The 16,696-nt window shown below is 61.9% G+C and carries 16 protein-coding genes; 8 read left to right on the forward strand and 8 right to left on the reverse strand.

The genetic code is table 11. The features are described 5' to 3' along the window. Nucleotides 1-41: 41 nt before the first annotated feature. Nucleotides 42-1,439: an SLC13 family permease gene (locus HALLA_RS07845; protein WP_049952830.1), complete on the reverse strand. Its 1,398-nt coding sequence runs from the start codon at nucleotides 1,437-1,439 to the stop codon at nucleotides 42-44. Between the two features lie 149 nt (nucleotides 1,440-1,588). Here HALLA_RS07845 and HALLA_RS07850 point away from each other — a divergent pair, with 149 nt between their 5' ends. The 4 genes from HALLA_RS07850 to HALLA_RS07865 all read left to right on the forward strand — a co-directional run bounded on the left by HALLA_RS07850 (nucleotide 1,589) and on the right by HALLA_RS07865 (nucleotide 4,761). Then, nucleotides 1,589-2,536 (forward strand): PfkB family carbohydrate kinase, encoded by a 948-nt coding sequence (locus HALLA_RS07850; protein WP_049952831.1) that lies wholly within the window; start codon nucleotides 1,589-1,591, stop codon nucleotides 2,534-2,536. Nucleotides 2,537-2,647: 111 nt separating this feature from the next. Then, entirely contained in the window at nucleotides 2,648-3,646 is a 999-nt protein-coding gene (locus HALLA_RS07855; RefSeq protein ID WP_049952832.1) for a Gfo/Idh/MocA family protein, read from the forward strand. Nucleotides 3,647-3,710: 64 nt separating this feature from the next. After that, on the forward strand, nucleotides 3,711-4,457 hold the full coding sequence (locus tag HALLA_RS07860; protein ID WP_049952833.1) for a hypothetical protein: 747 nt from the start codon (nucleotides 3,711-3,713) through the stop codon (nucleotides 4,455-4,457). 94 nt (nucleotides 4,458-4,551) lie between these two features. Further along, on the forward strand, nucleotides 4,552-4,761 hold the full coding sequence (locus tag HALLA_RS07865) for a DUF7333 family protein (protein WP_049952834.1): 210 nt from the start codon (nucleotides 4,552-4,554) through the stop codon (nucleotides 4,759-4,761). A gap of 140 nt (nucleotides 4,762-4,901) precedes the next feature. Here the strand turns inward: HALLA_RS07865 and HALLA_RS07870 are convergent, their stop codons facing one another. The 6 genes from HALLA_RS07870 to HALLA_RS07895 form a co-directional block, all read right to left on the reverse strand. After that, the gene (locus tag HALLA_RS07870; protein ID WP_049952835.1) at nucleotides 4,902-5,873 is read right to left on the reverse strand and encodes a phosphoadenosine phosphosulfate reductase family protein; all 972 of its coding nucleotides are present in this window, start codon (nucleotides 5,871-5,873) and stop codon (nucleotides 4,902-4,904) included. A gap of 206 nt (nucleotides 5,874-6,079) precedes the next feature. Beyond that, entirely contained in the window at nucleotides 6,080-7,195 is a 1,116-nt protein-coding gene (wecB, locus tag HALLA_RS07875; RefSeq protein WP_049952836.1) for a non-hydrolyzing UDP-N-acetylglucosamine 2-epimerase, read from the reverse strand. Continuing rightward, on the reverse strand, nucleotides 7,192-8,271 hold the full coding sequence (locus tag HALLA_RS07880) for a hypothetical protein (protein WP_049952837.1): 1,080 nt from the start codon (nucleotides 8,269-8,271) through the stop codon (nucleotides 7,192-7,194). The genes wecB and HALLA_RS07880 overlap by 4 nt, the downstream gene beginning before the upstream one ends. 316 nt (nucleotides 8,272-8,587) lie before the next feature. Continuing rightward, the gene (locus HALLA_RS07885; RefSeq protein WP_049952838.1) at nucleotides 8,588-9,418 is read right to left on the reverse strand and encodes an aldo/keto reductase; all 831 of its coding nucleotides are present in this window, start codon (nucleotides 9,416-9,418) and stop codon (nucleotides 8,588-8,590) included. 100 nt (nucleotides 9,419-9,518) lie between these two features. Then, nucleotides 9,519-10,889 carry a geranylgeranyl reductase family protein gene (locus HALLA_RS07890; protein ID WP_049952839.1) on the reverse strand — a complete coding sequence of 457 codons (1,371 nt, stop codon included), beginning with the start codon at nucleotides 10,887-10,889 and terminating at the stop codon, nucleotides 9,519-9,521. Nucleotides 10,890-11,069: 180 nt separating this feature from the next. After that, entirely contained in the window at nucleotides 11,070-11,810 is a 741-nt protein-coding gene (locus HALLA_RS07895; protein ID WP_049952840.1) for a proteasome assembly chaperone family protein, read from the reverse strand. A 172-nt stretch (nucleotides 11,811-11,982) separates the two neighbouring features. Here HALLA_RS07895 and HALLA_RS07900 point away from each other — a divergent pair, with 172 nt between their 5' ends. The 3 genes from HALLA_RS07900 (at nucleotide 11,983) to HALLA_RS07910 (ending at nucleotide 14,441) form a co-directional block, all read left to right on the forward strand. Further along, nucleotides 11,983-12,891, forward strand: coding sequence for an RsmB/NOP family class I SAM-dependent RNA methyltransferase (locus HALLA_RS07900; RefSeq protein ID WP_049952841.1), 909 nt, complete (start codon nucleotides 11,983-11,985; stop codon nucleotides 12,889-12,891). Next, nucleotides 12,891-13,463: a DUF7122 family protein gene (locus HALLA_RS07905; RefSeq protein ID WP_049952842.1), complete on the forward strand. Its 573-nt coding sequence runs from the start codon at nucleotides 12,891-12,893 to the stop codon at nucleotides 13,461-13,463. Before HALLA_RS07900 ends, HALLA_RS07905 begins: the two co-directional genes overlap by 1 nt. Before the next feature lie 144 nt (nucleotides 13,464-13,607). Further along, nucleotides 13,608-14,441 (forward strand): ZIP family metal transporter, encoded by an 834-nt coding sequence (locus HALLA_RS07910; RefSeq protein ID WP_049954041.1) that lies wholly within the window; start codon nucleotides 13,608-13,610, stop codon nucleotides 14,439-14,441. Between the two features lie 65 nt (nucleotides 14,442-14,506). Here the strand turns inward: HALLA_RS07910 and HALLA_RS21225 are convergent, their stop codons facing one another. After that, complete coding sequence (locus HALLA_RS21225) at nucleotides 14,507-14,845, reverse strand: hypothetical protein (protein WP_174887877.1); 339 nt, start codon at nucleotides 14,843-14,845, stop codon at nucleotides 14,507-14,509. Nucleotides 14,846-15,704: 859 nt separating this feature from the next. Between HALLA_RS21225 and HALLA_RS07925 the strand changes: the two genes are divergently transcribed. Then, nucleotides 15,705-16,439, forward strand: coding sequence for an MBL fold metallo-hydrolase (locus HALLA_RS07925; RefSeq protein WP_049952844.1), 735 nt, complete (start codon nucleotides 15,705-15,707; stop codon nucleotides 16,437-16,439). Nucleotides 16,440-16,696: the final 257 nt, after the last annotated feature.

Genomic DNA, 16,696 nt, shown 5'->3' on the forward strand with positions numbered 1-16,696 from the left:
GGAGAGGCGATCTGAAATCAGCAACTGTTGGGGAAATTCGGTCAGTACAACAGTGAAAACACCGCGAACTGGAGCGGGAGTAAGAACGCGATGGTCGCGAGCGAACACGCGATTGTCGTGGTGATCAACTCCTTCGTTTCCACGTCGCCCTCCGCGAGCATCACGATCAACACCGCCGATTGGTACGGGAAGAAGTACGAACTCAACGCCACCACCTCGGACATCAACACTGGCGTGAGCGGCAGCCCTGCAGCCTCCGCGTAGGGTATCAGAACAGGGGTGAGGACGCTTGCGACGGCCAGTCCCTCCATCACGAACGTCAGTGCCAAGGTGATGAAGAAGATACACGCGAAGATTATCGCGAGCGGCGCGTCCGTCGGGATCAACTCGAGGAGATACGTGGACGCGCCGTCGGAGAACCCGGTCTGAGAGAGTCCGTCGCCGATGGCGAACACGGCCGCGATGAAAAACAGGATCGAGTAGTCCGTCTCCCCACCTACCTCCCGAAAATCGACGACGCCGACAGACGGCAGGAAGGCGAGGACGACGACGACGAGCGCGCCGACGACGGGGTGAAAGCCGTGGACGAAATCGGTCGCCCAGACGACCGCCCCGACGAGCAAGATGAGCAGCATCCGCTTTTCGGTCTCCCCGGCAGTTCCACCGTCGGTGTCGGGAAGCTCGAATCCGGAATTTGTCTCGGGACGGAACAGGTAGTAAGTGACCGCGATGACGAGCAATACGCGTAAAATTCCCATTACGGGGTACATGTGGAGCGCCCACTCCGTCCACGTGATCTGCTGGCCGGCGATCGACTGTGCGAAACCGGTGAGAATGATGTTCGGCAGATCGGCGGTCAGGATACCCGGCGAGCCGTAGAACGTCGCGAACAGCGGACCGAGGTAGATCCCGACTCGAGCCTGCCGCGAGTCGAACAACGAGCCGGTCTCCTTGAGGATTGGTGCCAATACGAGGATCCGCACGAGCGAGGAGGGGACGAGCAACGCGAGCGCGTGTGCGCCGAGCGAAAGCACGAGCAGGAGCCGCCGATACGCCCGGGTGGGATCCGATCGAACTTCCGGAGAAATACTTCGGCTCGTCATCCAACTTCCCGCCCAGTTCGCGAGGCCGCTTCGCCGCGTCGCCTCACCCATGAGCAGTCCGAATCCGATCAGCCAGGTTGCCGGTTCCTGAAAGCCGGTCAGTGCCAGATCCGTCGAAAACGTGACCGCGATGAGCCCGATTCCGAGGATGCCGGTGAAGGCCGGTGGTACCGGCGTGAGAACCCAGAGGATAATGCAAAAGAGCGTGATCGATAGCATCGTCGCCATCGTCCCAGTGTCGGCGAGGGCGACCCACGTGACGAGTGCGACCGCCGTGGCGAAGAAAAACGAAACCGGCGGCGACTTGACTCGCCCGAGTACCGTCCGACGTTCCATTGCCGGCACTCGGCAGTCCGGCTATAAATGACACGTGATCGCGGCATTCGCCGCCGTCAGACGGTTCGATTTCCATACGTATCTTGATGAGCATTCGCTCGCTCGGATCAGAACGACGAAATAGCTGCGATACGCTACCTCGAGTACGAATGTCGAACGTCGTCACGCTGGGCAGCGTCAATGTTGACAGGGCCACCTACTGTTCCCGAGGCGAGATCCGAACGCTCGAGTCGGCCTACGACTGGTTTCCAGCGCTAGGAGAAACCGTCCGAACGGAACGCATCCCGGCGGCGATCGCCGACGACGAGTTTCGAAACAGAATCGGCGGCAAAGGGTCGAATCAAGCGGTCGCTGCAGCGTCGGGTGGGGCTGAATCTACGTTTCTGGGAACCGTAGGGAAGGACGAACGAACCTACGAGGTCCTCTCGACGCTCGAGGACCGCGGCGTCGTCGTCGACTCGGTCGCGGTGGCCGAGTGCGAGACGGGCAAGGCGTACATCTTCGTCGACGACGACGGGGAGTCCTGGATCGCGATTCTCGGCGGCGCGAACGAAGCGGTCGGCGCTCGCTACGTCGAGCGCCACTACGATCGGATCCGGAACGCGGACACGTGTCTCCTGCAGAACGAAATCCCCCTCTCGACGATGCAATCGTTGCTGGGGAAACTGGCCGGGGAGGCGGTCCGGCCGACGGTCGTCCTCAACCCGGTACCGACGGACGGCGTCGAACCCCTTCTCACGGAACCTGCCGTCGACATCGTCGTGGTCAACGAAGCCGAGTACGACGCACTCGAGGGCGAACTCGAGGCTTTCGAGGGAACTATCGTCCGCACGCGCGGGGGCGACAACGTGATCGTCTCGGGCGAGACGTCGCATCGCGTTACCCCGCCGTCGGTCGATCCGGTGGACACGACCGGGGCCGGCGACGTCTTCTGTGGCTACCTCGGCGCGCAGTTGGCGGACGGCCGTTCGATCGAAACGGCAACCGATATCGCGACGGTCGCAGCGTCGGTGGCGACCGAGACGGAGGGCGCACAGGAGTCGATACCAGCGCTCGAGGAGGTCACGGATCTCGAACCCGTCGTGCCGGGCCAGTAGGTCGAGAAACCACGATTCGAGAAACGCCGATATTCCAACGCGCGGGCCGGATAGATCGAGCCGGTTCCGAATGCATACAGGTTTTAATAGCAATCCGTTCTCTGTCCGAGTATGGATTTTGGTGTGCTCAGCACGGCGGGAATCGCCCAAAAAGCGTTCCTCCCGGCCGTCGAGTCGAGCGATCACGAAACGGTTGCGATCGCCTCCCGAAGCGAGGACCGAGCAGCAGTCGTCGCGGACGAGTACGACATCGAACACGTCTACGACGGGTACGGCAGTCTGCTCGAGGACGCGCCGATCGACGCCGTGTACATTCCGCTTCCGAACGGCTTGCACGCGGAGTGGACGAAGGCCGCGGCGGACGCGGGCGTAGACATCCTCTGTGAGAAGCCGCTGGCGGTCGACACGGTCGAAGCGCGGGAGGTCGTCGATTACTGCGAGCAACGCGACGTGACGCTGATGGAAGGGTTCATGTACCTCTATCATCCCCGAACCCAGCGCGCGCTCGAGATCGCAGACGAACAGTTCGGAACGATCCGCTCTGTCACGGCGTCGTTTAAGTTTTCGTTGCGCGGACGACCGAACGACATTCGCCTCTCTCCCGACCTGTACGGCGGCAGCCTCATGGACGTCGGCTGTTATCCGGTGTCGGTCGTCCGCCAGTTCCTCGGCGAACCGTCTCGCGTCTACGCCCACGCCGACGACTCGCGCGATGCCGGCGTCGACACGGAGCTGGCCGGCATCCTCGAGTACGCAAGCGGCGCGTCGGCTCGTATCGCCTCGGGCTTCGATACGCAGAAAACACAGTCCTATCGGGTCGAGGCCGAAAACGGCTGGCTCGAGGTCAGAGACGCCTTCGACGTTCCGTCGGGCGAACCGCTCGAGCTCGAGTACGCGATCGACGGCCGACGCGTCGTAGAGACCTTCGAGCCGGTCGATCAGTACCGTCTCGAGGTCGAGCACTTCGCAGACTGCGTGGAGAACGGGGAGGCGCCGCGAACGGACGGATCTGAAGCGATCTCGAATATGGCCGTGCTGGACGCACTCGCCCAGAGCGCCGACGCTGGCACCGCAGTCGACATCGGGGCGGCGGTCGACGTCGAATACTGACGGTTCGACCGCCGGCCGGAGCGCAGCAGGAAAACTTACGGTGTATCGGTAGTTTGGGTTCCGTATGTCTACCCGGTCTCGCTCTGGTGGTGGTGGTATCGTTGGCGCTGTGAGGGTCGATTTACAGCGGTTACACGGCGCTTGGATGGAACTGATCTTCCCGCGACAGCGCGGTCGCGGACACTCGGTCATGGGCAAGTGGGAGCCGGAAACCCTTCCACAGCGGGTTGGCTACCGCGTCTGGAGTCTTCTCGGTCTGGTCAGTCTGCTCGCGGTCTATCCGATGACCGTAGTCGGTTTCGCGATGCGGTTTTACGCCTCGAAGCTGGATTCGACTCGAACTCGGATCGGTGTCGTCGGTGTGACCGCCATCGCCCTCGTTTTCTGGGGCGGCGTGACCGTCGTCGCCCACCTCCAGTTACCGACCGATGCAGTGATCCCCATCGCGGCTGCAAGCGGTGTGGCAGTCGTCTCGACAGCACTGGCGGCCACCTTCTCGAAAGTGGGCGGTCGATTCGTCTCGGTGATTCTCGCCTACCCGTTCGCGATGACGGCGATCTTTCTCCCGCCAGTCGTCGCTGCGCTCGTCACGCCCTCGCTCGAGGGGGTTGTTCTCGAACCCAGCTACGATTTTGCGGTCTGGATCCTCGATAACGTCCTGTTCGTCGGCGGAATAAACGACTACCTTCGCGAGAACTTCCAGCTCGAGGGTGCAGCCTACGCGGGGATGTGGGTCGGGATCTCCTTCCCGCTCGGCTGGTTCTTCGGCATTCTGATCGCGCTCGCGAATCTCGTGCGACCGTCTGGATAATCCAGTCGCGCTCGTAAGTTGTCGTTTCGACCTGCGTTCGTGGCGCCGTTTCTGGTTCCGTTCAGCTTACAAGAACTGACTCCTCAGTACGAGTATGGGACTCGATTTACCGAAGACGATCGGCGCGTTCGTCCTCGTACTGCTCGTCGGAATCGGCGGACTGGTCGTCCTCCCCGAAATCACACCGATGACGCCGATGGGGATGGACACGATCATGATGATGGTGTTGCCGTCGATGGCGCTGTTCGGCGCGATCATGCTCGCGATCGGCGTCAAACACGGCGAGTATCGAGTGACGAACTGACCGGCTCCTATTCACCCCACTTACTAGTATGACTCCCGATAACGGGCCACAGGCGGTCCGGCACGCTCTCGAGTCCAAGCTGTAAACGCGATCAAAAAGACGATCGACGGTCGTATCTCAGTTCTCGCTGTCGGCGTGGCCTACATGTAGCCCAGATCGCGCAGGCGCTCCATCAGGTCCTCTTTGTCCTGGGCGCGGCCCGCACGTTCGGTCGTCTCCGCTAAGTTTTGCAACCACGCGGGATCGTTGTCGGCCTTTTCGGTCGATACCTCGCTGCCGAGCGAGCGGAAGCCGGCGAAGTACTTCGGCGAGACCGGAATGTCCTCCTGCGTGAGGTCGTTCGGCAGGTCGTCGTCGCTCTGTGGAACGTAGCCGTCGTCGGGGAACTCGGAGACGGTGTCCGGCACCGCGAAGTTCCAGAACGCCTCCCAAACGGCCGCCTCGTCGAACTGGAGGATGGGCTGAACGCGGTCGTGGGGTGGGTAGATGTCCGGATCGTGTCGCGGCGAGAAGAACGTCTCGTCGGCGCGAGCCTCCTGCTCGTCCCAGCGGACGCCCGAGAGGATGCCGTCGATATCGTACTCCTCGAGGGCGTCGTTGAGCGCGACGGTCTTGAGGAGGTGGTTCCCCGCGTAGGTGTCGAGCAGGAACGGGAAGGTGTCCTCCTCGTACTCGAGGATGTTATCGACGTGATGTTGGTTGTGTTCGGATAGTTCGGAGATGTCGATGTCGTCGCCGGGTTCGAGGTCGTGCTCCTCGACGTACTCGCCGATGTCTTCGTTACGCGCGTAGATGACTTCCAGATCCCACTCGTCGGCCCAGTGGTCGACGAAGTCGTGGATCTCGTCGAAGTGCTGGTAGTGATCGATGAAGATCGCCGGCGGAACCTCGAGGTCGAACCGGTCTGCGACCTCCTTGACGAAGTAGAGCACGAGCGTCGAGTCCTTGCCGCCGGTCCACATGACCGCGGGGTTCTCGTACTGTTCGAGTCCCTGACGGGTTACCTCGATGGCCTTCTCGATTTTGTCGTGAATGTGTGGATACTCCTCGGGCGTCTGACCGTCGCCGTCGTCGTAATCGACGTCGACGTAGTCGGGAAAGTTCTCGGTCATCGTCTGTAATTAGATATAATTACTTCGCTTAAACCGTTTGGGGGAGCGGAAACGTCTGTCGGAATTTCGGATCGCCGGAGAGCCACTCGTATGCGGTGTATTCGCACGGAATTTGCGCTCCGACGACTGAGCATATCGAGTCGCAACGTGCTTGCTTGTCATCTTTATGGTCCGCTGATGATCGATCTGGGATGAACGTCAGTGGGTCAATCCGCGAGTCCGTTCGATAACGGCTCGACGGACGGACTCGAGTCGTCGTCGATGGCCTGCTGGAGGAGTCCGACGATCCGTCGACTCGCGATGCCGTCGCCGTACGGTTGTGGCGTCGAGTGGGTGCCTCGTTCTCGTGTGAGCGCGTCACGAATTCGGTCCTCGTCCGGACCGACGAGTTCGTTCCACCCGGCCTCGACCGTCTCGGTCCACTCGGTTTCCCGCCGGAGCGTCACGCAAGGCGTCTCGAGGAAGAACGCCTCCTTCTGGACGCCGCCGGAGTCGGTCGCAACTCGTTCGGCCGCATCGAGGAGTCGAACGAAGTCGAGATAGCCCTGCGGTTCGATCAGCCGAAGCACCTCCTCGGCGCGCGCTCGAAGTCCGTACTCTTCGAGGCGGGCTATCGTCCGCGGATGGGCGGGAAAGACGACGGGTAGCGACGACGACGCGAGGCCATCGAGGATCGATTCGAGGTTCGACCGGTCGTCCGTGTTGCTCGCGCGATGGACCGTCGCCAGCACGAACCCGTCGGGGGTGAGTTCGAGATTCTCGAGGATCGTCGACCGGTCGTGGGCTCGAGTGCGAGCCTCGAGGATCGTATCGTACATCACGTCGCCGGTCCAGTAGACGCCGTCGTCGATGCCCTCCGCGGCGAGGTTCGCGACTGCCTCCTCGCTGGGCGCGAAACAGAGGTCAGAAACGTGATCCGTGAGCACGCGATTGGTCTCCTCGGGCATATCGCGGTTGTAACTTCGTAGTCCAGCCTCGACGTGGGCGACGGAAACGTCGCGCTTGGATCCGACGACCGCCCCGGCGAGCGTCGAGTTCGTATCGCCGTACAACAGGAGGACGTCGGGATCGGTCTCCTCGAGAACGGGCTCGAGGGCGGCGATCATCGCCGCCGTCTGCCGACCGTGGGTGTCCGACTCGACGCCGAGGTTGTAGTCGGGTTCCGGAATCTCGAGTTCGTCGAAGAACACGTCCGACAACTCCTCGTCGTAGTGCTGTCCGGTGTGGACGAGGACTTCCTCGCCGACCGCTCGAAGCTCCCGGGAGACGACCGCAGCTTTGACGAACTGCGGTCTGGCACCGACGACCGAGCAGACCTTCATCCGCTCACCTCCGCGACATCGCCGAGGGTCGTCCCGGATGTCGACTCGGTGAACGTCAACGCGACGGCACACAGGAGATCCGTGAGGTTCACCATCTCGGAAACGTACTCGTCGCGGCGTCGTTCCCACCGCTGGGGCACCGACTCGTCGGCGAGCAGCGTTCGTGACCGCTCGAGGACCGCATCGAACGACGAGAGGTTGTAGATGAGCCCCTCGTCTTCGAGCTCGAGGAAGTTGCCCATGTCCGACTCGCCGACGAAGGAGTTCGACCTGATCGCCGGTGTTCCGAGCAGTGCGGCTTCGGTCACCATCGTCTGGGTATCCGCGACCAGCAAGTCGGCTTCCGAAAGCGCGTCGTGGAGTTTCGCCGGGTGCAGATCGAACGGCCGAACGTCGAGGTTCCCGAGGTCGAGGTCGCTTCCCTCGTCCGAAACGAAGACGGTCGTTTCGGACGCCAGCGCCTCGAGTAACCGTCGGCGCTGTTCGAGCGAGAACCCCTTCCGTCCAACGTCGTGGTGGCCGTTAAAGGAGTTGAGCCGAACGATCGCGAACGACTCGTCGGGATCAACGCCGAGGGCGTCGCGAATGTCGGGATCGGCCTCGAAGATATCCGGGTGGAGGTAGGCCGACTCTTTGAACCCGTGGAACCGGTAGTGGTTCTCGCCCAGTTCCTTCTGGAAGGCCTCCGGCGTGAGAAACGCGCGGACGAACGGTCGGGCGACAACGTGATCCAGCGAGGGCTCCGAGTCGAGCACTGCGATCGCAGGCGACCGTGTCACGAGGCCGGTGTAGGCGGCGTAGGGACCGATCCCGAATATTACGTCGGGGCTAAATTCTCGGGCTCGGCGGACGATCCGACCGAGTTGAACGGGCAGTTCCCACAACAGCGAGTGTTTCGCCTCTCCCCGACCGCCGTAGATCACGTACGGGAGCCCGTGGGCTCGAAGCAGGGCTTCCGTACACTCGTCGCTTCTGGCGAACACGAGAACGTCGTGGCCCAACTCCTCGAGGCGGGCGATGGTGTGTTTGTAGAGATGAACGTGTGCTGGCGTATTCGTAAAAAAGAGACAGTTCATTCAGGTACACCTCGTGCATTCATTACACGTCGGGCTACACGTCGGCCGTATATTGTTATGAGACGGCTATGGCTCGAGACTGCCGTTTCGGTGGTTTAGTCCCTTCTACCGGGCCGAGAACGTTGCGTCGTTTCCGCGTAAGTGGGTCCCTCACCCGCTGAAACGATCACCTTCTCTGATAGGTGTGTGCGTGCTCGTCGTTCAGCCACGCCATTCCGAGCGGCGGTCGCTCCTGGTTATCGAGAAAGGCAATCGGAACGACAGAATCAGTGGCGTCTCGAGTGGAGGCGGGATCACTCGACGATTCAGTTGGGACTCAGTTCCAGGGGCCGAACGCCGGATCGACTTCCCGGTGGGTTTCCTTGATCGCATCGATCGCCTCGAGGTCCTCCCGATCGAGTTCGAGCGTCAGCGATTCCCAGTTGTCTCGGATGTGGGCTTCGCCGGTCGCTTTCGGAATCGCGCTGACGCCGCGTTCGCGGAGCCACGCGAGGCTGACCTGCACTTCGTTCGCGTCGTGTTTGGCCGCGAGTTCCTCGAGGACGGGCTGGTCGAAGACGCCGCCGCGGGCCAGCGGGGAGTAGGCGACGACTTCGATGTCGAGGTTCTCGCAGGTCTCGCGGATATGCTCCTGCGGGAGCAACGGATGCAATTCGACCTGGTTGGCAAAGATCGGCGCGTCGCAAACGTCGACTGCGACCTGGAGCTGTTCGGGTTCGAAGTTGCTCACGCCGACGTTGTCGATCAGCCCGTCGTCGTACAGTTCCGAGAGGGCACCGAGCGTCTCCTCGGGGTCGTAGGCCTTGGTCGGCCAGTGGACGTACAGCAGGTCGACCGAGTCGACGCCGAGGCGGTCGAGGCTCTCGCGGGTCGTCTCGAGGACGTCTTCGCGCCCGAGATTTTCCGGGAGGAGTTTGGTCGCGAGGAAGATATCCTCCCGGTCGACATCGGCTCGAGCGATACCCTCGCCGACGGCCGACTCGTTCTCGTACATCTGGGCGGTATCGATGTGTCGATATCCCGTCTCGAGGGCGGTTCGAACGCTTTCGGCGCACTGTTCGGGGTCGGTGTTTTGCCACGTGCCGAGTCCGAGCATCGGCATGCCGCTTGCTGTCGGACACGTTCCGGGTGCGAGGTCGTCTGCCATGTGCGAGTATTGGGCGACGAACGGAAAAGGGGATTGTGAAAGCGGAAGGGGATGAGGGGTGGTCAGTACTTCGGCTCCACACCGGTAAAGATGGGCGTGGTCAGTACTTTGGCTCCGCGCCGGTGAGGTCGTAGACGGAATCCATGACGCCGTCTCGGTCCTGCCGCCAGGCGTCGAAGTATTTAGGGTTCGAGGGGTAGCTGTCGTAGATCTCTTTGAGCGAGTTCGCCTCCTGCTGGAGTTTGTAGAGCTTGTAGAGGATGTCCCAGTGGCCGACCGTCTTGAGGATCGTCTTGAGCTTCAATCCGAGCGTCATCTCGGCGGTCCCTTTCTTTCCGAGTGCGTCGACGAGTTGCTGTCCCGGCAAGGCGGTGATGACGCCGATCAGATCGTCGATTTCGTGTGCGCCGCCGAAGATGTTGTAGAGGTCCATCGCCGCGAAGCGCTTGCCGAAATCGGTCTGGACGCGGCGGTTGTACTCCCAGAGAGCCGCCTCGCTCACGTCGCCGTCGCTGATAGCCTCGGTCGCGACCTTCGCCGCCCAGTGGCCCGCCTTCGCAGCGCCCGGAATCCCGCCGCCGGTACAGGGGTTGACGTGTCCCGCCGAATCGCCGACGGCGACGTAGCCTGGATGTACCGCGGAATCGTAGGGCCGTCGCGTCGGGAGCGCGGCACCGAGTTTGTTCTTGACCGTCGCACCCTGGAATTCGGGGTGGGCCTCGAGGTCGTCCTTGAGGACGTCGACGAGCTTCATCGAGGGTTTGTTCATCTGGAAGCCGAGTCCGGCGTTGATCTCGGTCGACGAACGCGGGAAGTACCAGAGGTAACCCAGTTCCGCGGTCGGCTTGAATACGAGCGCGTCGTCCCACTCGACCGGCTCTGGAACCTCGAGGACCTCGCGGTAGGCCGAGCAAAACTGCGAGTAGTCGACGCGGGTATCGAAGGTAGATGCGGAGAAGTCAGTCTTGTCTTGGAGGAGGGAGAGCGCGCCGGCGCCGTCGATGACGACCTCGGCCTCGTACTCGACCGGGTCGCCGTTTCGGACTGCCCTGACGCCCTCGACGCGTTCGTTCGGCTGGATAACGTCGGTTACGACCGTGTTGTAGTGGAGGTCGACGCCGGCCCGATCCGCTTCGTCGAGGAGGATCTGGCCGTACTTCCAGCGGTCGATGACGGCCCCGGTTTCGTTGAAGGGAATGTCGACTTCCTCGCCCGTCTGGGGGTTCTGGAAGATCGCCCGCTGGATTTTTCGGTTGGTGAACGACTCCGACTTGAGCCGGTCTCTGTCGATCACGTCCGGAAGCGAACTCTTGCCTTTCAGGCCGTCGCCGCACGCGATCTTCCCGCCTTCCTCCTCGGTTTTCCGCTCGAGCAAAACGACGTCGAGGCCCTCCCGCGCAGCGGTCGCCGAGGCGAAACAGCCGGCCGTTCCGCCGCCGACGACCACTACGTCGTGGGATTCCGTAATCATCTCTATGGCCCCTGAACGACCCCCGTCGTAAAAAATACGTGGAACCTTTCTGACGGAAATCAACCGACAGGAACGGGCCAGTCGTTGAACACGTCTGCGTTCGAGACTGTTCGAATCACGCCGGACGCGGCGATATCTCTGCAATATCACCGAAGTCGCTCCCGTCGAGCACTGAATACCTCACTGATACATTCGTAACGGCCGCGCTTGCGAACTCTCTTCTTGTCCGATCTCTTGCATTCGTTTGGCGAACTGTTCGCGGTGTTCTTGAATCTCTTCGTCCCGCTCTATGAGCCTGTCTACGTCGATGGAGAGGTCCGTAAGCGGCGCGATCGCGTGCTCGAGCAGTTCGCTCGCGGCTTCGGGATCGGGGAAGTTCGGATTGCACTCGACGATTAGCCCGAGGGCGTCGTAGTCCTGCTGTGCAGCCCGGTTGATCAACGCGCCGGTGGGACCGCTGATGACGCCGTCTTCGGACGGCGGATCGACGCCGATCTCGTCCAGAGCGTCGCCCGCATCCCCCGTTGCGACGCCGGTGATCTGGGGAATTCCCTCCTGCTCGGCCGGTCGGCCGCTCAGGTAGACCGGTCGCACGCCTTCGTCGACGAGCCACCCGGTGAGACAGGACGCGACGGTATCGACGGCACTGGCGCTGATCGGCGTGTCGCTTTGCAGGGCGAGCACGTTCTTGTCTTCGCTGACGTAGAGTCGAACCGGCGGGCGAACGGTTCGGTCTCCTTCGCGGTAGATCCCAACACGTGGCAGCCCTTCGCAGTGGACGCTCGCGTAGTAGCGCATATCCAGCTCCTCGATGAGGTGATCGGTGGCGATCTTGCCGACCAGTCCGATTCCGGGAAACCCCTCGACGAGCGTCGCGTTCTCGAGGTCGACTTCCGGTCCCTGGATGCGGATACGTGACATACTGTGTGATGACCCGGAGTGCTCATAAAACAACAGGCAAACGATTAGTACGAGCTACGCTCCGGACGTAAAACGGCAGCGGGCCGATGTCACGAGCGCGAGTACCGCTCGACTGTTCCGTCCGACGAGCGGTCCGAAACCCACAAACGAGGTGCGGCCGAAGGTGGGCCCAATGGAGCCATTCGAGCGGTATCGACCCATTATCGACGATTTCGAGGCGTTTCTCGAGGCGTGCCGGCGGCCGCTCGGAACCGCCGTCCGCGTGAACACGATCAAGGCGTCGGTCAAGCGAACGATTGCGGTGCTCGAGGAGACGGGCGTCGCGTACGAACAGGCCGAGTGGAACCCGCGCGTGTTGCGCCTCGAGACCGATTCGCCGGGATCGACGTGGACGTCGTTTCACGGATTCACCTACGGGCAGGAGGAAGTCTCGGCGGTGCCGGCGGGCGTACTGAATCCCCAACCGGGAGAGCGAGTCTGGGACGCCTGCGGCGCGCCGGGCGGAAAGACCACTCAAATCGCGGCGCTAATGGACGACCGCGGAACGGTCGTCGCGAACGACAACAACCTCGGCCGCCTGTCGGCGCTGCGATTCAACGCCGAGCGACTCGGCGCGACGAGCCTGGCGGTCACGAATCAGGACGCCCGAAACTTCTCGATAAAGCCCTTCGAGTTCGACCGCTTCGATCGGGCGCTCGTCGACGCCCCGTGTTCCTGCGAGGGAACCATTCGAAAGAACCCCGACGCGCTCGAGGACTGGTCCGAAGACCACATCCACTCGGTCGCCGGGATCCAGAAGGGGATCCTCCGGCGGGCGATCCAGACGACTCGCGAGGGCGGCACCGTCGTCTACTCGACGTGTACGTTCGCCCCCGAGGAAAACGAGGCCGTCGTCCAGCACGCTCTCGAGAACGAGCCCTGCGAGGTCGTCGACTTCGATCTCAGTTTGGAGCACTCGCCGGGGCTCACGACCTGGGACGACGAGGAATACGACTCGTCGCTCGAGCGGGCCGCGCGGATCTACCCCCACCAGAACGACACCGGCGGCTTCTTCGTCGCGAAACTCGAGGTGACCGCCTGATGGCGAGAGACGACGAGTCGGCAGCCGGGTCGGCAGTCGAACCCGACGACGAGGCGCTCGAGGAGAACGTCGGCCACCGATTCGATCGACTGCCGGCGACAGCGGCCGAGCGCCGGGTCGACGGACGGGCCACCCGCGAGGAGGTCGTCGACTACTTCGCGGATCGCTTCGGTATCCCCGCCGAAACCTTCGACGAGTACACCTTTTGGGAGAAAGGCGCGGGTAAGATCTGGATCTACGCAGGGGAAGCCCCATCGCCGATCGAAATCGAAGCGATCGGGATGACCTGCCTGCGGACCCGCCAGGAGCACTGGAAGCCGACGACCGACTTCGTCCAGCGCTTCGGCCGCCACGCGACCGACTGCGTCATCGAACTCTCCCGCGAGGAGGCTCGAGCGTTCACCGACGGCCAGGATCAGGAACTCGAGTGGGACGGCGACTGGGGCTACCTGATCGTTGCCCATGAAATTGGTGAAGAACTCGAGCCGCTGGGCGTCGGCCTCTACGTCCACGGCGAACTACAGTCGGTGGTCCCGAAGGGCCGCCAGCGGTCGGTTTCCGATCGCCGGTGAACGGCTGCTGGGGTAATTGACACTGCAGGTAGGTGGCCAGCGGTCACAAACGGAGCGTTTGATTATCGTCGGCGTCTATTTCTCAAACAGTGTTCAGTGAGCGACGACGCGCCGACGGGCGTCCAACGAACGGAAGATGAACGCATGGTTTCACTAGTCGAGTTATTCGTACGGATTGTCGGTGACGACCCGGTGATTCAGGGGCTCGTCGGCGGAATCGTTATCGCGATGTTGAACCTGTTCGGAGCGTCGCTGGTGCTCGTCTGGCGGAACCCGTCGGACCGGGCACTCGACGGTGCGCTCGGATTCGCGGCCGGTGTGATGCTTGCCGCGGCGTTCACCAGCCTTATCATCCCGGGAATCGAGCAGTACTCCGGAGGAGACCCGATTCCCACGCTCGTGGGCGTTGCGCTCGGCGCGATCTTTCTCGATCGAGCGGACGTGCTCGTCCCACACGCACACTATCTGCTGACCGGTCGCAAACGAGCGGATCAGGCTAACCCGGGCACGTCGCTTCCCCTCGATAACGAACGGGTGGTGCCCGTCGTCCTGTTTATCCTGGCGATCACGCTCCACAACATGCCGGAAGGGTTGGCCGTGGGTGTCGGCTTCGGCTCCGGCGATGTCGAAAGCGCGATTCCGCTCATGCTCGCCATCGGCATCCAGAACATTCCCGAAGGGCTCGCCGTCTCCGTAGCCGCGATCAACGCCGGGCTCGACCGACGCTTTTACGCGGTCTTCGCCGGGGTGCGCTCGGGCGTTGTCGAAATCCCGCTCGCCGTGGTCGGCGCGCTGGCGGTGAGCGCCGCAGAACCGCTGCTTCCCTACGCGATGGGATTCGCCGCGGGAGCAATGCTCTTCGTGATCTCCGACGAAATCATCCCCGAAACCCACACGCGCGGATACGAACGGATCGCTACCCTCGGGTTGATGGCCGGCGTGATCGTGATGCTCTACCTCGACGTTAGTTTGGGATGATCGCCACTGTTTAGCCGAGAATACGCATGAAACTCAACAGCCACAATAGATTCGGCTGTTACAGCTTACTCGATCGACTCCCCCTCGACCGGACAGCCACAGGGATAGGCGGTGCGGTGGGTCGGAACGAGTTGGATCACTGCCGTCACTTCGCGTCCACATCGGGGGCACTCGGGCGGGGGCGACGGCGGGTCGTCGGTCACCCAGACGCCGTGGCTTGTCACGGCGAGCGAGACGCCCCGTACCTCGAGGCGAACTTCGATCGCACTGTCGGCGGAGTCGAGCAGTCGAGCGAGTGCTTCGGGGTCGAATTCCGTGCCGAGCTGGTAGGAATCTCGAGGGACCCCTTCTTTCTCGAGCGTGCGGACGATCTCGAGGACCAGACTGTTCGTTGGCGGGGTCATGGCTCGCGCTCACCCTCGAGTGCGTGTGCCGTGGCTGGTGGTGATTGAGCAGCAGGTGGTGCGTTCACAGCTGCTGGCGGTAGTCGACTTCGATTCGTCTGTCGGACGGGATGTTTAAGCCCGCGGAGAAGATATCCAATCATGGCAACCGATCCATTGAGCGGTCGGAAGCCACGTCTCGGGTGCCCTAATCACCCGGGGCATTTCAATACAAAACGCCCCCTTCAGCGGAGTGTGTGGCTTCCATTCGAGCCAACGTCCTGTAGTGTCATATAATTACTGTTTTCGACCGGGAATAATGTCGTGCCGGAAACCGACGTGTTCTCGATTGCTATCGCTCGCGTTCAGTTGCGGATTCCGCGATACCGACTGAGAGTGAAAATAGCATGAGGCCGATCCCCGTTATACCGACGGCGATAGAAACCTCCAACAGTAACGAAACCGAGAATGCGCTGACCCCTCCGATAGTGGCTCCACGGATTCGGTCGGAGAAATCCTTCTTTCCCATTCGAAGGCTTCGAGACCACTCGGACGTGTGGCTCAGCACGAACGCGGACGTCGTCGTGTAAAGCGGGAATACCGCCAAAAATAGCAACCCTTCGGCTCCTGCGACCCACACTGTGAGTGCGGTAACGCTCAGTCCGACTACGATCGAGATAACGTAGCGGATAACGCGATTCATGATTTGAATTACACTATCCGTCGGAAATATTCGTCGGAATCGACACGAAATCGCTGTGAACACGCGGCGCGATCAGCGGGTACAGTGGAGTACCGACCAGCGAGATTGCTGTTTGATGATGTTCACCGCCACGGGTGGAGAGCCACGTTTATCGGTGCGGGCGGTGTCGACCCCACCATGCGAGTCACCTTTCTCGGAACCGGAAGCGCGATGCCCACCGGCGAGCGGTTCCAGACGGGAATAGTCGTTCAGGAAGCCGAACACACCCTCCTGATCGACTGCGGATCGGGCGTCCTCCACCGGCTCCAGCAGTCGGGGATCGGCTACGAATCGATCGCGAGCGTCCTGCTTACTCACCACCACCTCGACCACGTCGCCGACTTGCTCCCGCTGATGAAAGCCCGCTGGCTCGCGGGCGAGGAAACCTTCGAGATCGTCGGTCCGCAGGGAACCAAAGCGATGGTTGACGGGCTTCTCGAGGTCCACGAATACATGCAGGGCAAACTCGAGGTGCAGGTCAGGGAGGTCGTTCCCGGCGACTTCGACGTGGCGGGGTTCGACGTGTCGGCGTACGAAACTCGCCACTCGCTGCCCTGTCTCGCCTACCGGTTCGACGACCGGTTCGCCTACAGCGGCGACAGCGAGGCGTTCCCCGGACTGGTGAACTTCGCCGACGAGTGTGCGATTTTGGTCCACGATTGCTCGTTCCCCGACGACGTGGACGTGTCGAACCACCCGACGCCCGAGAAGCTCGGCAGGGCGCTCGAGGGGTCGGACATCGGCCGCGTCTATCTGACCCACCTCTACCCGCACACCGACGGACGCCACGAGGAGATGCTCGAGTCCATCTCGAGTCGATACGACGGCGACGTTCGGTTCGCCGAGGACCTCCAGACCGTGTCGATCAAGTGAGTCAACGCGGCCGGCGCTCGTGACGGAAGATACCATTCTGGTTTCGTCCTCGAACCTCCATTTTGGACGGTCGCTTACTCGGTCCTGAATATATCAAATCGAGATAGTTTTCTCTCGAGGACACATTCAGATACAATTGAATTAGTCCCTTCTTCCGATTATGCCCGGATTCATCAACAGTTACGACATTCACGATAATGTTTGATTCCCAATAAGTACTTGGCCGAGCGTTTTGTAGGATCGTAACAACAACATGG

The organism is Halostagnicola larsenii XH-48, assembly GCF_000517625.1.
Classification (GTDB): Archaea; Halobacteriota; Halobacteria; order Halobacteriales; family Natrialbaceae; genus Halostagnicola; species Halostagnicola larsenii.

What these genes read in the sequence shown, in the direction of transcription:
- HALLA_RS07855 (WP_049952832.1), top strand. Translation starts at nt 2,648, where the DNA reads ATGGATTTTGGTGTGCTCAGCACGGCGGGAATCGCCCAAAAAGCGTTC.
- HALLA_RS21225 (WP_174887877.1), bottom strand. Translation starts at nt 14,845, where the DNA reads ATGACCCCGCCAACGAACAGTCTGGTCCTCGAGATCGTCCGCACGCTC.
- HALLA_RS07865 (WP_049952834.1), top strand. Translation starts at nt 4,552, where the DNA reads ATGGGACTCGATTTACCGAAGACGATCGGCGCGTTCGTCCTCGTACTG.
- HALLA_RS07845 (WP_049952830.1), bottom strand. Translation starts at nt 1,439, where the DNA reads ATGGAACGTCGGACGGTACTCGGGCGAGTCAAGTCGCCGCCGGTTTCG.
- HALLA_RS07910 (WP_049954041.1), top strand. Translation starts at nt 13,608, where the DNA reads ATGGTTTCACTAGTCGAGTTATTCGTACGGATTGTCGGTGACGACCCG.
- HALLA_RS07850 (WP_049952831.1), top strand. Translation starts at nt 1,589, where the DNA reads ATGTCGAACGTCGTCACGCTGGGCAGCGTCAATGTTGACAGGGCCACC.
- HALLA_RS07895 (WP_049952840.1), bottom strand. Translation starts at nt 11,810, where the DNA reads ATGTCACGTATCCGCATCCAGGGACCGGAAGTCGACCTCGAGAACGCG.
- HALLA_RS07900 (WP_049952841.1), top strand. Translation starts at nt 11,983, where the DNA reads ATGGAGCCATTCGAGCGGTATCGACCCATTATCGACGATTTCGAGGCG.
- HALLA_RS07905 (WP_049952842.1), top strand. Translation starts at nt 12,891, where the DNA reads ATGGCGAGAGACGACGAGTCGGCAGCCGGGTCGGCAGTCGAACCCGAC.
- HALLA_RS07880 (WP_049952837.1), bottom strand. Translation starts at nt 8,271, where the DNA reads ATGAACTGTCTCTTTTTTACGAATACGCCAGCACACGTTCATCTCTAC.
- HALLA_RS07925 (WP_049952844.1), top strand. Translation starts at nt 15,705, where the DNA reads ATGCGAGTCACCTTTCTCGGAACCGGAAGCGCGATGCCCACCGGCGAG.
- HALLA_RS07860 (WP_049952833.1), top strand. Translation starts at nt 3,711, where the DNA reads ATGTCTACCCGGTCTCGCTCTGGTGGTGGTGGTATCGTTGGCGCTGTG.
- HALLA_RS07885 (WP_049952838.1), bottom strand. Translation starts at nt 9,418, where the DNA reads ATGGCAGACGACCTCGCACCCGGAACGTGTCCGACAGCAAGCGGCATG.
- HALLA_RS07870 (WP_049952835.1), bottom strand. Translation starts at nt 5,873, where the DNA reads ATGACCGAGAACTTTCCCGACTACGTCGACGTCGATTACGACGACGGC.
- wecB (WP_049952836.1), bottom strand. Translation starts at nt 7,195, where the DNA reads ATGAAGGTCTGCTCGGTCGTCGGTGCCAGACCGCAGTTCGTCAAAGCT.
- HALLA_RS07890 (WP_049952839.1), bottom strand. Translation starts at nt 10,889, where the DNA reads ATGATTACGGAATCCCACGACGTAGTGGTCGTCGGCGGCGGAACGGCC.